Origin of the sequence: Neisseria sp. MVDL19-042950, from assembly GCF_030504625.1 — a bacterium.
Taxonomy (GTDB): domain Bacteria; phylum Pseudomonadota; class Gammaproteobacteria; order Burkholderiales; family Neisseriaceae; genus Neisseria.
The window spans coordinates 113,485-128,312 of the sequence record NZ_JAUKWH010000007.1; the positions used below are offsets into that span (position 1 = coordinate 113,485).

General features: G+C 53.1%; 15 protein-coding genes. 10 read left to right on the plus strand and 5 right to left on the minus strand.

Translation table 11 applies throughout. The features are described 5' to 3' along the window. The first annotated feature begins 2 nt into the window (after positions 1 to 2). The 4 genes from infB (at position 3) to Q0X97_RS07960 (ending at position 4,864) form a co-directional block, all read left to right on the plus strand. Complete coding sequence (gene infB / locus Q0X97_RS07945; RefSeq protein ID WP_302066795.1) at positions 3 to 2,813, plus strand: translation initiation factor IF-2; 2,811 nt, start codon at positions 3 to 5, stop codon at positions 2,811 to 2,813. A gap of 142 nt (positions 2,814 to 2,955) precedes the next feature. Then, positions 2,956 to 3,423: a Fur family transcriptional regulator gene (locus tag Q0X97_RS07950; RefSeq protein WP_302066796.1), complete on the plus strand. Its 468-nt coding sequence runs from the start codon at positions 2,956 to 2,958 to the stop codon at positions 3,421 to 3,423. After that, positions 3,414 to 4,337, plus strand: coding sequence for a GTP-binding protein (locus Q0X97_RS07955; protein ID WP_302066797.1), 924 nt, complete (start codon positions 3,414 to 3,416; stop codon positions 4,335 to 4,337). The genes Q0X97_RS07950 and Q0X97_RS07955 overlap by 10 nt, the downstream gene beginning before the upstream one ends. 197 nt (positions 4,338 to 4,534) lie before the next feature. Continuing rightward, positions 4,535 to 4,864, plus strand: a complete 330-nt coding sequence (locus tag Q0X97_RS07960; RefSeq protein ID WP_302066798.1) for a YegP family protein — start codon at positions 4,535 to 4,537, stop codon at positions 4,862 to 4,864. A 147-nt stretch (positions 4,865 to 5,011) separates the two neighbouring features. Here Q0X97_RS07960 and Q0X97_RS07965 read toward each other — a convergent pair whose 3' ends face one another. Together Q0X97_RS07965 and ybeY are read right to left on the minus strand one after the other, a co-directional pair. Next, the gene (locus tag Q0X97_RS07965; protein WP_302066799.1) at positions 5,012 to 5,842 is read right to left on the minus strand and encodes an HlyC/CorC family transporter; all 831 of its coding nucleotides are present in this window, start codon (positions 5,840 to 5,842) and stop codon (positions 5,012 to 5,014) included. A gap of 6 nt (positions 5,843 to 5,848) precedes the next feature. Continuing rightward, complete coding sequence (gene ybeY / locus Q0X97_RS07970) at positions 5,849 to 6,358, minus strand: rRNA maturation RNase YbeY (RefSeq protein ID WP_302066800.1); 510 nt, start codon at positions 6,356 to 6,358, stop codon at positions 5,849 to 5,851. 103 nt (positions 6,359 to 6,461) lie between these two features. Here ybeY and hemC point away from each other — a divergent pair, with 103 nt between their 5' ends. The 4 genes from hemC (at position 6,462) to Q0X97_RS07990 (ending at position 10,581) form a co-directional block, all read left to right on the plus strand. Further along, positions 6,462 to 7,397 (plus strand): hydroxymethylbilane synthase, encoded by a 936-nt coding sequence (gene hemC, locus Q0X97_RS07975; RefSeq protein WP_244738422.1) that lies wholly within the window; start codon positions 6,462 to 6,464, stop codon positions 7,395 to 7,397. Positions 7,398 to 7,526: 129 nt separating this feature from the next. Then, the gene (locus Q0X97_RS07980; protein WP_302066801.1) at positions 7,527 to 8,480 is read left to right on the plus strand and encodes a cation diffusion facilitator family transporter; all 954 of its coding nucleotides are present in this window, start codon (positions 7,527 to 7,529) and stop codon (positions 8,478 to 8,480) included. A gap of 95 nt (positions 8,481 to 8,575) precedes the next feature. After that, positions 8,576 to 9,223, plus strand: coding sequence for an HAD family hydrolase (locus Q0X97_RS07985; RefSeq protein WP_302066802.1), 648 nt, complete (start codon positions 8,576 to 8,578; stop codon positions 9,221 to 9,223). A gap of 164 nt (positions 9,224 to 9,387) precedes the next feature. Beyond that, positions 9,388 to 10,581 carry an amino acid aminotransferase gene (locus Q0X97_RS07990; protein WP_302066803.1) on the plus strand — a complete coding sequence of 398 codons (1,194 nt, stop codon included), beginning with the start codon at positions 9,388 to 9,390 and terminating at the stop codon, positions 10,579 to 10,581. A 179-nt stretch (positions 10,582 to 10,760) separates the two neighbouring features. On the opposite strand, the gene Q0X97_RS07995 is transcribed toward Q0X97_RS07990, so the two are convergent. Together Q0X97_RS07995 and Q0X97_RS08000 are read right to left on the minus strand one after the other, a co-directional pair. Next, complete coding sequence (locus Q0X97_RS07995) at positions 10,761 to 11,537, minus strand: basic amino acid ABC transporter substrate-binding protein (protein ID WP_302066804.1); 777 nt, start codon at positions 11,535 to 11,537, stop codon at positions 10,761 to 10,763. Positions 11,538 to 11,617: 80 nt separating this feature from the next. Beyond that, positions 11,618 to 11,869 (minus strand): hypothetical protein, encoded by a 252-nt coding sequence (locus Q0X97_RS08000; protein WP_107879629.1) that lies wholly within the window; start codon positions 11,867 to 11,869, stop codon positions 11,618 to 11,620. A 180-nt stretch (positions 11,870 to 12,049) separates the two neighbouring features. Here Q0X97_RS08000 and Q0X97_RS08005 point away from each other — a divergent pair, with 180 nt between their 5' ends. Together Q0X97_RS08005 and Q0X97_RS08010 are read left to right on the plus strand one after the other, a co-directional pair. Further along, positions 12,050 to 12,835, plus strand: coding sequence for a hypothetical protein (locus tag Q0X97_RS08005; protein WP_302066805.1), 786 nt, complete (start codon positions 12,050 to 12,052; stop codon positions 12,833 to 12,835). 58 nt (positions 12,836 to 12,893) lie between these two features. Then, complete coding sequence (locus tag Q0X97_RS08010; RefSeq protein ID WP_302066806.1) at positions 12,894 to 13,373, plus strand: DUF3465 domain-containing protein; 480 nt, start codon at positions 12,894 to 12,896, stop codon at positions 13,371 to 13,373. A gap of 95 nt (positions 13,374 to 13,468) precedes the next feature. Here Q0X97_RS08010 and Q0X97_RS08015 read toward each other — a convergent pair whose 3' ends face one another. Then, the gene (locus tag Q0X97_RS08015; RefSeq protein ID WP_302066814.1) at positions 13,469 to 14,662 is read right to left on the minus strand and encodes an amino acid aminotransferase; all 1,194 of its coding nucleotides are present in this window, start codon (positions 14,660 to 14,662) and stop codon (positions 13,469 to 13,471) included. Positions 14,663 to 14,828: the final 166 nt, after the last annotated feature.

Consider the following 14,828-nt stretch of genomic DNA (forward strand, 5'->3'; position numbering starts at 1 on the left):
GTATGAGTAACAATACAGTAGAACAATTTGCCGCCGAACTTAAAAAGCCCGTCGACGATTTATTGAAACAATTAAAAAATGCCGGTGTAAACAAAAACAGCGGCAGCGACAGCATTACTTCTGACGATAAACAGCTGTTGCTGGCTTATTTGAAAAAAGTACACGGAAGCGAAAGCAGCACGATTAGTATCAGCCGTAAAAAAGCCGAAGTCAGCACTGTTGGCGGCGTACAGGTGGAAACCCGCCGCCGCAGCCGAAAAGTGATTGTGCCTTCTGCCGACGAATTGGCTGCCGAGGCTAAAGCCAAGGCCGCCGCCGAGCAGGAACAGGAAGAAGCGCGTAAAGCAGCCGAAGCCGCTGCACAGGCGGAGCGCGAAGCGGCCGCCAAAGCAGATGCCGAACGTGCGGCTGCTGAGAAAGCCAAAGCCGAAGAAGAAGCGGCCAAACTAAAAGCGGCTCAGGTACGCATCGAGCAGGCTGCCGAAGAAAAAGCAGTTGAAAAGAAAGCCGCCGAAGAAAAAGCCCGAGAAGCTGTTCAGACGGCCAAAGCAGAGAAGCCGGCCAAGCAAGGCAAACACAAAGAGCCGAAAAAACAAGCCGCTCCTGCGGTTATCCGGCCGGTAGTAAGCGCGGAAGAACAAGCCCAGCGCGATGAAGAAGCCCGCCGCGCCGCTGCCATGCGTGCGCACCAAGAAGCTTTGTTGAAAGAGAAGCAAGAGCGTCAGGCCCGCCGTGAGGCCATGAAACTTCAGGCGCAACAGGAAGCGAAAGCGGCCAAAGAAGGCAAAACGGCCGAGCAACGTTCCGCAAAGCCGAGCGAAAAAGCACCTTTGGCCTCTACTGCCGGCAAAGCCGGTGCACCTGCACCTGCGCGAGCTAAGAAAGAAGACCGCCACAACCGCGATGAGATGGAAAGCCGTCCGCGCGGTGGCAAAGATAAAGGTAAAGGCCGCAATCAGAATGCCAATCAGGAAGAGCGCGTGCGCGGCGGCAAAAAAGGCAAAAAACTCAAGCTGGAGCCGAACCAACATGCTTTCCAAGCACCGACCGAGCCGGTGGTACATGAAGTGTTGGTGCCTGAAACCATTACCGTGGCCGATTTGGCGCACAAAATGGCCGTTAAAGGCGTAGAAGTGGTTAAGGCGCTGATGAAAATGGGCATGATGGTTACCATCAACCAATCCATCGACCAAGATACCGCATTGATTGTGGTTGAAGAATTAGGCCACATCGGTAAGCCTGCCGCAGCCGACGATCCCGAAGCCTTCTTGAGCGATGATGCCGAAACCGCCGCAACGGCAGAGCAATTCCCGCGTCCGCCGGTTGTTACCGTAATGGGTCACGTTGACCACGGTAAAACCTCGTTGCTCGACTACATCCGTCGCGCCAAAGTGGTGCAAGGCGAAGCGGGCGGCATTACCCAGCACATCGGCGCTTATCACGTGGAAACCCCGCGCGGTGTGATTACCTTCTTGGATACTCCGGGGCACGAAGCGTTTACCGCCATGCGTGCCCGCGGTGCCAAAGCCACCGACATTGTGATTCTGGTGGTGGCCGCTGATGACGGCGTGATGCCGCAAACCATCGAAGCCATTGCCCATGCGAAAGCGGCGGGCGTGCCGATTGTGGTGGCAGTAAACAAAATCGATAAAGAGGCAGCCAACCCCGAGCGTATCCGCCAAGAGTTGACGGCGCATGAAGTTGTGCCGGACGAGTGGGGCGGCGATGTGCAGTTTGTCAATGTATCGGCCAAACAAGGTTTGAATATTGATGCGCTGCTGGAAGCCGTGCTGCTGGAAGCTGAAGTGTTGGAACTGACTGCTCCGGTTGATACGCCTGCCAAAGGTATCATCGTTGAAGCGCGCTTGGATAAAGGACGCGGTGCGGTGGCAACCTTGCTGGTTCAAAGCGGCACGCTGAAAAAAGGCGATATGCTGCTGGCGGGTACTGCGTTCGGTAAGATTCGCGCGATGACCGATGAAAACGGCAAGCAGATTGAAGAAGCCGGCCCGTCGATTCCTGTTGAAATCCTCGGTTTGTCCGATGTGCCTAACGCGGGTGAAGACGCTATGGTATTGGCAGATGAGAAAAAAGCCCGTGAAATCGCATTGTTCCGCCAAGGCAAATTCCGCGACGTACGTTTGGCCAAACAACAGGCGGCCAAGCTGGAAAATATGTTCAGCAACATGGGCGAGCAGGTACAATCGCTGTCGGTTATCATTAAAGCCGACGTTCAAGGTTCGTACGAAGCACTTTCGGGCAGCCTGAAAAAACTGTCTACCGACGAAGTGAAAGTCAACGTGCTGCACAGCGGCGTGGGCGGTATCACCGAGTCTGACGTTAACCTTGCGATTGCGTCCGGCGCATTCATTATCGGCTTTAACGTGCGTGCCGACGGTTCCGCACGCAAGCTGGCCGAGAGCGAAGATGTCGAAATCCGCTACTACAACATCATCTATGATGCTATCGACGATGTGAAGGCGGCCATGAGCGGTATGTTGGCACCGGAAGAGAAAGAGCAAGTGATCGGTACGGTGGAAATCCGTCAGGTTATCAGCGTATCGAAAGTGGGCAATATCGCCGGCTGTATGGTTACCGACGGTATCGTGAAGCGCGATTCGCACATCCGCCTCATCCGCAACAATGTGGTTATCCATACCGGCGAGCTGGCCTCGCTGAAGCGTTACAAAGACGACGTAAAAGAAGTGCGCATGGGCTACGAATGCGGCCTGATGCTGAAAAACTTCAATGAGATTATGGAAGGCGACCAGTTGGAAGTATTTGAAATCGTAGAAGTGGCACGTTCGTTGTAATGGTGCCCGAACGGTAATATAGGCTGTCTGAACAGTTTTAGCGAAACTCGCAAAGCTCGTTTTCAGACGGCCTTTCGCATATCGAGGCCAACCTCGTTATAATTAAGTATTCCTCAATCAGAAACAGGCCGTCTGAAAAGCCATGACTACTATTAAAGAAAAAATCCTCGCCCAAGCCAAGAAAGACGGGGTGCAGGTTACCGCCTTGCGCGAACAGGTTTTGGACATCGTATTGCAGCAAACCGGCGTAATCAAGGCCTATAACGTGCTGTCGCAAATGCAGCAGCAAAGTAAAGGCGTAGTGGCTCCGCCGACCGCGTATCGGGCGTTGGACTTTTGGGCGGAGCAGGGTGTGCTGCATAAAGTAACCGCCGTCAACGGCTATGTGCTGTGCAGCCACGCGCAGCACGAGTGCGGCACGCACTGCCATAAGCATGACGAAGCGGCGCACCACAGCGCGTTTATTCTCGTGTGTACCGAATGCGGAGAGGTTGACGAGCAAACCCTCAGCAAAGAATGGGCGGCGTTGCGCGCAGGCGTGGCGGCAAGCGGTTTTATATTGAAAGAAGAACATGTCGTCTTAACAGGAGTGTGTAAAAAATGTCGGTAAAAAAAACCAAAGTCCACTTGATTTCGGGCTTTCTCGGTACGGGTAAAACGACTGCTCTGAAAAGTTTGATGGAACAAAAAGACCCGAATGAAAAATGGGTTATTATCGTGAACGAATTTGGCGAAATCGGCATCGACGGTGCCGTGTTGAGCAATAACGGCATTCCCGTTGCCGAAATTGCCGGCGGCTGCCTGTGTTGTACCGCCGGCCCGCAGTTGGGCGCTACCGTGCAGAAAATGTTGCGCGATGCCCAACCCGACCGCCTGATGATTGAAGCCAGCGGTTTGGCACATGCCGCCAGCGTGATTGACGAATTGAAAGTCAAACCACTCGACGAACAGCTTGAAATCGCCGCAGTGTTTACCGTAGTCGACCCGCGTCAGTTTATCGATCCCAACTACGCACAACAGGCTTTGTATAAAGACCAGATCGGCGTGTGTGATGTGTTGGTGGCCAGCAAAACCGATTTGTGCACGCCCGAAATATTGGCGGAATTCCGCGAAAAAGCCGCCAAGCTCTTCCCGCCCAAAGCCAAAGTGGTGGAAGTAGATAACGCTAAAATGGATATCGCATGGCTGGAAATTCCCGTGGTGGAAAAATCCCGCTACCGCTTGAAAGCCTTGCCCGATAATACCATGGGCTATCAATCGCAAGGCTTTACCTTCCCGGCCGGGCAAGATTTCGACGGCGAACGCCTTACCAATTTTTTCAACGATCTGCCGAAATTTACCGAAGGTCTGGTGCGCGCCAAAGGCGTGTTTCAGGTAATGGGCACGTGGGTATGGCTCAACTGGGTGGACGGCAAATGGGGCGCGAACCAAGTTTCATGGCGGCGCGACAGCCGTTTCGAGCTGATTGCCAAAGCATTTGATGCGGATTTAATCGAGCAAAAACTCAAAGCAGCATTGGAATAACATCCAAACCGGTTGAGGCCGTCTGAAAACATTTCATCGCAATTTGTCGATGCCGAAGTTTTCAGACGGCCTTTGCATGAGCGGTGCGAGTATTGACAAGCCCGAAGCAGGGTCATTATAGTGTTCGCCGGAATGCCTGTTTGGATATGATTTTTGATGTTTTTTTGCATGCAGATGTTTTACTGAAGGAGTCAGCAATGGCAACATTTGAATTGAAGAAAAGCGAAGGCGGTGAGTTTCATTTCAACTTCGTTGGCGAAGAAGACAAAACCATTCTGCGCAGCGAGCAGTACGGCAGCAAAGCCTCCGCGCAAAACGGTATCGAATCGGTGCGCAGCAACGCCGGCAACGATAGCCGTTACGAATTGAAAACCAGCAGTTCCGGCAAAGTTTATTTTAATTTGAAAGCCGCCAACGGGCAGGTTATCGGCACCAGCATGATGTATGCCGGCGAAGCGGAGCGCGAGGCGGCTATCGCACAGGTGAAGAACGGTGCGCCGCAGGCCGGTGTGGTGGAGGATTGGTAAGCGCTGCGATGCTCTCGGACAAGCGATAAATCCCTTGAAATATTGTGAGATTTCAAGGGATTTGCTATATGAACAGGCCGTCTGAAAACCTGCTTGGCGGGTTTCAGACGGCCTGAAGTCTTTTAAATATGCGAATGAAGCGGGAGATTATTCTTTCACGCGGATCGCCATCAAGGTATGCAGCCTGCGGTTGTCGGCGCGGGCAACGGTGAATTGCAGCGGGCCGATAACCACTTTTTCGCCGCGCACGGGCAGATGGCCGATTTCCTGAATCACCAAGCCGCCGATGGTATCGACTTCTTCGTCGCTGTAATCGGTGCCGAAATATTCGTTGATGTCTTCGATTTCGGTGATGGCGTTGATGCGGTAGCGTTCGGCGGATACCGGAAAGATATTGTCGCCGCTTTCGTCTTCGTCGAATTCGTCTTCGATGTCGCCGACGATTTGTTCGATGATGTCTTCAAACGTTACCAGCCCGGAAATGCCGCCGTATTCATCGACCACGATGGCCATGTGGTTGCGTTGTTCGCGGAATTCTTTCAAAAGCGAATTGAGCGATTTACCTTCGGGCACAAACACGGCGGGACGTAAGATGGCTTGCAGGTTGAATTGCTCGGGATTAAGCGCGTATTTGAGCAGGTCTTTGGCGTGGAGGATGCCGAGCACGTTGTCTTTGTCTTCGCCGATAACGGGAAAGCGCGAGCGGGCGGTTTCGATGATGTAGGGGATGATGCGCTCCATGCTTTCGTCGGCTTTGATTACGTCCATCTGGCTGCGGGTAATCATGGCATCACGCACTTCGAGTTCGGCGAAATCGAGCACTTTTTCCAAGCGCAGCAGGGTTTCGCTGTCGAACACTTCCTGCTCGTGTGCCTGACGCAGCAGGTTGATCACGTCTTCGGCGGAATCGGGAGCGTCGCCCGAAATGCGGGCTACGAGGCGTTCAAAAAAAGAGGGCTTCGACTGGCTGTCGTCCATTTCTGATTAATCCTGTCGGTAAGGGTTGGGGTATCCTAACTGATTCAGCAGGCGGGTTTCAAGTGTTTCCATGATTTCGGCTTCGCCGTCTTCGATGTGGTCGTAGCCCATCAGGTGCAGCGTGCCGTGTATGGTGAGGTGGGCGAAGTGCTGCGCGGGCGTTTTGCCTTGTTCGGCGGCTTCTTTCAGCACCACTTGCGGGCAGATGATTAAATCGCCGTAGAGGCCGTCTGAAAGTTGGTCGGGCATGATTTCGCCTTCGTTGAGGGCGAAACTCAATACGTTGGTGGCGTAGTCTTTGCCGCGGTAATCGGCGTTGTAGGCGCGGGCGGGTTCTTCGTCGAGCAGCACGATGCTGATGTCGGCGCGGCGGTATTCGTTTTTAAGCGCATGCCATGCCCAGCGGTAGAAGTCTTGTTCGGACGGCAGTTCGGAAAGGCTGCTTTGGTTGTCGAAATGCAGGGTGAAGCGTTGTCGTTGTAGGGTGGGGAAAGGGTATTTTTTGGCGCGTTTCATAAATCGTTGCGGGAATGTGGTTCAGGCGGAAATATAGCATAAGGCCGTCTGAAAAACATGATAGACTTGTGCCGTTATTTTGACGTATTGCAAATATATTCTTATGAACCCTAAAAAACTCGTTATCGCCAGCCGCGAAAGCATGTTGGCTATGTGGCAGGCCGAGCATATACAAGGCCGTCTGAAACAGCTTTATCCCGAATGCGAGGTCAGCATTTTGGGCATGACCACGCGCGGCGACCAGATTCTCGACAAAACGCTCTCGAAAATCGGCGGCAAAGGTTTGTTTATCAAAGAGCTGGAGCAGGCTTTGCAAGACGGCCGCGCAGATTTGGCCGTGCACTCGATTAAAGACGTGCCGATGGTGTTGCCCGAAGGTTTTGCGCTGGCCGCCATTTGCGAGCGTGCCAACCCGTTTGACGCATTTGTGTCTAACCGATATGCACGTTTGGAAGAGATGCCGGAAGGCGCGGTGGTGGGTACGGCGAGCTTGCGCCGCGAAGCGCAGATTCGCGCACGTTATCCGCATTTGACCATCAAACCGTTGCGCGGCAATGTACAAACCCGTTTGGCTAAGCTGGACAACGGCGACTACGATGCCATTATTCTTGCCGCCGCCGGTTTGCAGCGTTTGGGGCTGGACGAGCGCATCCGCATGATTATGTCGCCGTTCGACAGCCTGCCTGCCGCGGGGCAGGGCGCATTGGGTATCGAGATTGCCGCCAACCGCTATGATTTGCTGGAAGTGTTGAACCCGCTGAACCACGCCGTGACCAATGCCTGCGTAACTGCCGAGCGTGCGCTTGCCCGCGCGTTGGACGGCAGTTGCCAAGTGCCGTTGGCGGCTTATTGCACCGAAGAAAACGGCCTCCTGACCTTGCGCGGCTTGGTCGGCCATCCCGACGGCTCGGTGGTTTTGCAGGCCGAAGCCGAAGCGCCCGCGGCCTATGCCGACGCGCTGGGCCGCGCCGTTGCCAAAAAGCTGGCGGACGACGGCGCAGTAGAATTGATTCAGGCGATTTTAAGCGAGCAGCAATAAGCGTTTCAGACGGCCTTTCTTAGAGCCTGTTTGTAATCTTCTTGTGTAGGCGTTTTTCGAGGTTTCGGCCGACAACACGGCCACTATGGAGATTTTGAACAGGCTCTTATATTTCCAAAGGAGAAAGCCATGCCGCACGACCATCATTCCCACAGCCACACGGCCAATAAAAAAGTATTGGCGGTAGCATTTGCGGTGATCGCATCTTTCATGGTGGTAGAGGCAGTCGGCGGCTGGCTCACCAACTCGCTGGCGTTGCTGTCGGATGCAGGGCATATGTTCAGCGACGCATTCTCGCTCGGCATCGCCTTGCTGGCGTTCAAATTCAGCGAAAAAGCCACCACGCTCGATAAAACCTTCGGCTACAAGCGGTTTGAAATTTTAACGGCGGCCTTTAACGGCATCACTCTGATCGTGATTGCCGCAATGATTTTTTTAGAAGCCGTCGAACGCTTCCGTCAGCCTCCGGAAATCGCCACCACCGGCATGCTGGTGATCAGTATCATCGGGCTGCTGGTGAACCTTTTCGTGGCGTGGTACATGCTGCGCGGCGGCGACACCGAAGGCAATATCAACATGCGCGGAGCCTATCTGCATGTGTTGAGCGATTTGTTCGGCTCGTTCGGCGCGATAGCCGCCGCCGTGCTGATGATGGCGTTCGGCTGGAAATGGGCCGACCCGTTGGCCAGCGTTTTTGTGGCGGCATTGGTGGGGCGGAGCGGCTGGCAGGTATTCCGCAAAACCCTGCACATTTTGATGGAAGGCACGCCCGATAATGTCGATGTCGACGTGCTGCTCGACACCATCAGGCAAGCCGAAGGCGTGCAGTCGGTGCATGATTTGCATGTGTGGACGATTACCAGCAACATCAACGCCTTATCCTGCCATATCGTTGTCGACGGCGATTTGAGCGTGGTCGAGGCCGAACAAATCGTTTACCGCATCGAACATGCGCTGGCGCATCAAAATATCCAACACACCACCGTGCAAGTGGAAAGCAGCCGACATCCGCACGAAGACAGCGTGTTGTGCTTGATTCATCCGGATGAGCATGAAACACACGGCCATCATCATGCACATTAAATCTGCTAGAATTCAGGCCGTCTGAAACCTGATTACATCTTTTCAGACGGCCTCAACACATAGAAAATCGTTACCCACCATCATTAAGGACACCCATGACCGAAGCCGTATTGTTCGACTTGGACGGCACCCTCGCCGACACCGCACTCGATTTGGGCGGCGCACTTAACACCTTGCTGCGCCGCCACAATTTACCCGAAAAAAGCATGGCAGAAGTCCGCCCCGTCGCCAGCCATGGCGCAAGCGGCCTGATTCTGATGGGCGCAGGTATCACCAAAGACCATCCCGAACACACCCGTTGGCGGCAGGAATATCTGGCCGAATACGAACGCTGCTTCGACCATGAAACCGTGTTGTTCGACGATATCGACCGATTGATTGCCGAACTCGACAAACGCGGCATCAAATGGGGCATCATCACCAACAAGCCGCATACCTTCACCCACCGCCTCGTGCCGAAACTCGGCTTCAGCGTCGCGCCTGCCGTGGTTGTCAGCGGCGATACCTGCGGCGAAGCCAAACCCAGCACCAAGCCCATGTTTTACGCCTGCGAACAAATCGGCGTAAAACCCGAAAATTGTATCTATGTAGGCGATGCCGAGCGCGATATGCAGGCAGGAAAAAATGCCGGCATGAAAACCGTGTTGGCCGACTGGGGCTATATCGCCGCCGAAGACAAAACCGAAGAATGGCTGCATGATGCGCGCATTGATGCACCGCTGGATTTGTTGGACTGTCTTTGAGGCAAAGCATTCGACAAGGCCGTCTGAAACCAATCTTTCAGACGGCCTTGTTTAGAAAAACAGTTAGTTTTAACGGCTGTTTCCATCTCTTGTTAAAGAGCGTAAGATTAACATTTCGAGTGATTAATCGTTTTCTTCCGTTTCCACCACAGAAAGGTATCATCATGTTTTTCGATAAAATCGAAGCTGCGCCGGCCGATCCGATTTTAGGCTTGGGTGAAGCATTTAAAGCAGAAACCCGCGGGAATAAAGTCAATCTGGGTATCGGCGTTTACAAAGACGCAAAAGGCCAAACCCCGATTGTGAAAGCTGTGAAAGAGGCTGAGAAACGCCTGCTGGAAACCGAAAACACCAAAAACTATTTAACCATCGACGGCGTGGCCGAATACAACGCCCAAACGCAAAAGCTGCTGTTCGGTGCGGACAGTGAAATCATTGCCTCCAAACGTGTGAAAACCGCTCAGAGTTTGGGCGGCACGGGCGCGTTGCGTGTGGCCGCCGAGTTTGTCAAACGCCAAACCAACGCCAAAAACGTATGGATTTCCGCCCCCACTTGGCCGAACCACAACGCTATTTTCAAAGCCGTGGGCATCAATATCCGCGATTACCGTTATTACGATAAAACCACGCACGGTTTGGATTGGGACGGTTTGGTTGCAGATTTGAGCCAAGCCGAAGAAGGCGACGTGGTGTTGCTGCACGGCTGCTGCCACAATCCTACCGGTATCGATCCCACCCCCGAACAGTGGGAAACTTTGGCGAAAATGTCCGCCGAAAAAGGTTGGCTGCCGTTGTTTGACTTTGCTTATCAAGGCTTTGCCAATGGTTTGGAAGAAGATGCTTACGGTTTGCGTGCCTTTGCCAAGCTGAATAAAGAATTGTTGGTGGCCAGCTCTTATTCTAAAAACTTCGGCATGTATAACGAGCGTGTGGGAGCATTTACCGTGGTGGCGGCCGACGAAGAAACCGCCAACCGTGCCTTCAGCCAAGTAAAAACCATTATCCGCACGTTGTATTCCAACCCTGCTTCCCACGGCGGCGCAACCGTTGCGCTGGTGTTGAAAGACGAAGCCCTGAAAGCGCAATGGATTGCCGAACTGGACGAAATGCGCGCCCGTATCAAAGAGATGCGTCAGAAATTTGTGGAGTTGCTGAAAGAATATGGCGCGCAACAGGATTTCAGCTTTATCGTGAAACAAAACGGCATGTTCTCGTTTTCAGGTTTAAGCCCCGAACAGGTTGACCGCCTGAAAGACGAATTTGCCATCTATGCAGTGCGTTCCGGCCGCATCAATGTGGCGGGCATTACGGAAGACAATATCCGTTACTTATGCGAAAGCATCGTGAAAGTGCTGTAACCGTTTTTAATCTTCGGAGGCCGTCTGAAAACGAGCTTTGCGGGTTTCGCTAAAATCTTTTTCAGACGGCCTTTTTGAGTTTTAAACGGTTGCAAATCTTTGCCGGACATGCCGTCCGTAAAAAAGCCTGATCGGATGATCAGGCTTTTTTACGGCGGTGTTTTAACGCAATTGCCGTATTACTGTTTGGCAAAATATTTGTCGTAGATTTTGTCGTATTCGCCGCTTTCACGTACTTTTTTCAACGCTTCATTCAACATGGTTTGGGTGGCGGTATCGCCTTTGCGGACAGCCAAGCCGTAGTGTTCCACTTCAAAGTCGGGCACGGCGACCATGCTGAAACCTTTATCGCTGTTGTTTTTGATGTAGTTGCCGATTACCGCGCTGTCGCTGATTACTGCGTCCAAACCGCCGTTTTCGAGCTCTTTCACCACCAGCGGCAGGGTTTCGTAGCGGGAAATTTTCGAGTTGTTGCTACCCAAGATTTTGGAAGCGGCAAAATCGCCGGTTTGGCCGGTTACCACGCCCACTTTCTTCACTTGTTTCAAATCTTCCACCGAGTTGATGTCTTTGCCTTTAGGTACCAGAATCACTTGGGTGATTTCGAAATAAGGTTCCGAAAAATCCATGGTTTGTTTGCGTTCGTCGGTAATGGTAACGGCGGAAGCCAGAATATCGGCATCGCCGTTGGAGAGGCCGGGAAAGAGGCTGTCCCACGGCTGGTGTTTGTATTCCACTTTGAAGTTGCCGGCTTTGGCCAGAGCGTTTACGAGATCGACATCGAAGCCTTCGATATTGTTGGCGGAATCCATCGATTCGAACGGGGCGAACTCGGCATTCATGGCAACGCGGTACACTTTGTCGGTATTGGCAGCGGTTTCTCCTTTGCCGCCGCAGGCTCCCAAGGCTAGGGCGGAGCAGGCTACGGCAGCGGCAATCCATTTTTTCATGTTCATTTGGTTGTTCCTGAAAGAGACGAAGACAACCCATTCTAGCATGACTTAACACAAACACACATTTTTATTCCCGACGGCGGTTAACGCTCTTTTTCGCGGAAAAATGCGTAGGTTACATCGTGGAAAAGATCGGTGTGCGGGCTGTCTTCGTAGGTCAGTTCCGCCAGCGCATCTTCAAAAGCCAGCTGCACCGATTCGACAACGTCTTCGGCAAGGTCGGCGGGCAGGGCGCGGATCATGCCTTTAAAGGCCGTTGCAAGCACATGGTTTTGCATGCGCAGCACATCGTTGGCTTCTTCAAGATAATCCAATCGTTGTTCGATGCTGTTCATTATTTTTCCTTAATAATCTGTTAGAATGCGGGCATTATATAGCAGATTCGGTTTACGATAGCGGCGCGAGCACCGTTTCAGACGGCCTCTTAGCACCAACCGTAATTTAAAACTATCGAAAGCAGAAACAGGCGGCGGGAGAAGGCCGCCTATTTGACATACTGAAACGAGAGCAACCATATGAATATCAAACGCCCGACCTCAGGAAACATAACAGACAACCAAACAGCCTCGGACGAATTCGACTGGGAACGCGGCTTGGAGCAGTTGCGTGAAAAGCGGCAGCAGGGGCAGCCCAATACCGCTTCCATACAGTCTGCCCGCCAAACGCAGACACAGCAGCCTACCGAAGTGCAGTTGCAGGCCAGAGAAGCGGAGAAGGTGCTGCGGGAATATCTCAAACAGTGGCAGAAAGAGCATAACGACCCGCTTTCAGACACCATCACGGCGGAAACCGACACTACGGTTTTGTTGCAGGAAGACTGGTTGGCCGCACAAACGGCATTGCAAACCGCCGTGAGCGACGACAAAGTGCAGCGTACCCGCAATGTATGGTTGAACCCGAAGCGCCAAACCGTTGAATTCGTCGACCCGCGTCCCGCGGCGGAGCAGCAAGAGAAGTATGTGGATGAAACGGCGGAAGAGGCCGCTGCAACGGTTGATCCCGAAGAATGGCTGCCGGTTACCGTGAAAGTGCTCGAGCCGCAGGTCAACCCGCGCCAGCCGGTAATGTGCCTGTCGGAGCAGGAACTGCTGGATCGCCTGAGCCGCCGCTTGCGCCCGCATCTGACCGATGCTATCGCAGGGATGGTGCGGGTGGCCGTACAGAAACAGACCGCCACGCTTACTTATCAACTGCAACAAGTATTAAGCGAGCAGGCCCCTTCTTTGGTAGATGAGATTCTCGAATATAATTTGAAAGCGGCAATGTCTGAAATCAAATACAGCCTGAAATACAAACGCTGACAAAATGCGGCCGGATAAGCGATTATCCGGCTTTCTCTTAAAACAGTATGGAAGAAACATGAAAAAAATCTGGATTTGGCTTGTCCTTGCCGCCGCTGTTTTTATCGGCTACCAGCAATGGCAGCAGCACCAAACACCGCCCGCGCAACCTTCCCGGCCTTCTGTGCAGGCTCCGGCCGTCGGCAGCGGCAACGCGGGCGAGCCGGCGGAGAAAATACTTCAGACGGCCTTTGAACGGCAACAAAGCGATATTCAGATACAGGGAAGCGGCATCGTCAGCAAAACCCTGCCGGACGACAACAAAGGTTCGCGGCACCAGCGTTTTATCTTAAAGTTGAGCAGCGGGCAAACGCTTTTGGTGGCGCACAATATTGATTTGGCACCTAAAATCGAGAGGCTGAAAAAGGGCGACAAAGTTGAATTTTACGGCGAATACGAATGGTCGGAACGCGGCGGCGTGATTCACTGGACGCATCACGATCCCAAAGGCCGCCATCCCGATGGCTGGCTGAAACACAACGGAGTGATGTATCAATAAATCTTAGGATATATTCGAGAGGCCGTCTGAAAACATTTTAGCGAAACTCGCAAAGTTCGTTTTCAGACGGCCTCTTGTCTTAATGGGCACAACTGTTACTTCAATACTTCCGCAAAAGCATCGGCCACATAATCAATATTAGACTCGTTCAATCCCGCCACGCACATACGACCGGAGCCGACGAGGTAAACGGCAAACTCGTCTTGCAGGCGCTGCACTTGTTCGGGTGTTAAACCGGTGTAGCTGAACATGCCGCGCTGGGTGATGAAATAATCGAAGTTTTTGCCCGGCACTTTGCGCGTCAGCACATCGTACAGCTTTTGGCGCATGGCGCGGATGCGGTCGCGCATGGCATACACTTCGCTTTGCCATTGTGCCAACAGCTCCGGCGTGTTCATCACATCGGCAGCCACATAGCCGCCGTGTGCGGGCGGGCTAGAATAAATGCGGCGCACGGTAAATTTCAGTTGGCCGAACACCAACGCGGCTTCTTCCTCATTCGGGCACACCACCGACAAACCGCCCACACGTTCGCCGTAGAGCGACATATTTTTTGAAAACGAATTGCTCACAAACAGCGGCAAGCCCATCTGTACGGCTTTGCGGATGGCGTAGGCATCGCCGTCCAAATCATCGCCGAAGCCCTGATAAGCAATATCCATAAACGGAATCAGCTTGCGCGTTTGCACGATTTCCAGCACCGCATCCCATTGCGCGGCGGTCAAGTCCACGCCGGTAGGATTGTGGCAGCACGGGTGCAGAATCAAAATGCTGTGTTCGGGCAGGTGCAGTAGAAATGCCAGCATTTCTTCAAATTGCACACAGCCGGTGGCCGGGGCGTAATACGGATAAGTGCCGACTTCAAAGCCCGCGCCTTCGAAAATGCCTTTGTGGTTGTCCCAAGTGGGGTTGCTCACATACACTTTGGCGTTCGGAAACCAGCGGCGCAGAAAATCCGCACCCACTTTCAATGCGCCTGAACCGCCGAGCGTTTGGATGGTGGCGATACGGTTTTCCTGCAAAGCGGGGTTGGTTGCGCCGAAGAGCAGGTTTTGCACGCCGCGACGGAACGCATCCAAGCCTTCCATCGGCAGATAAGGGCGCGGCAGGGCGGTGGCGGCACGTTTTACTTCGGCTTGGCGCACGGAATCAAGCACGGGCAGTTTGCCGTTTTCGTCGAAATAGATGCCGATACTGAGGTTGACCTTGTGGGTGCGCGGGTCGTTGTTGAAGGTTTCGACCAAACTGAGAATCGGGTCGCCGGGGTAGAATGCAACATGTTGGAACATTTCGGAATTTCCTTTTTCGTTTATCTTTTGCTTGGAATTTTGGCACAAAGGCGGATTGTTTACAATTGAGGCCGTCTGAAAACGAGTTTTGCGGGTTTCGCTAAAAGTTTTCAGACGGCCTTTACGTTTAAATATGCCGTTTCCGGTTTGTTTCGGTAAGATAGGA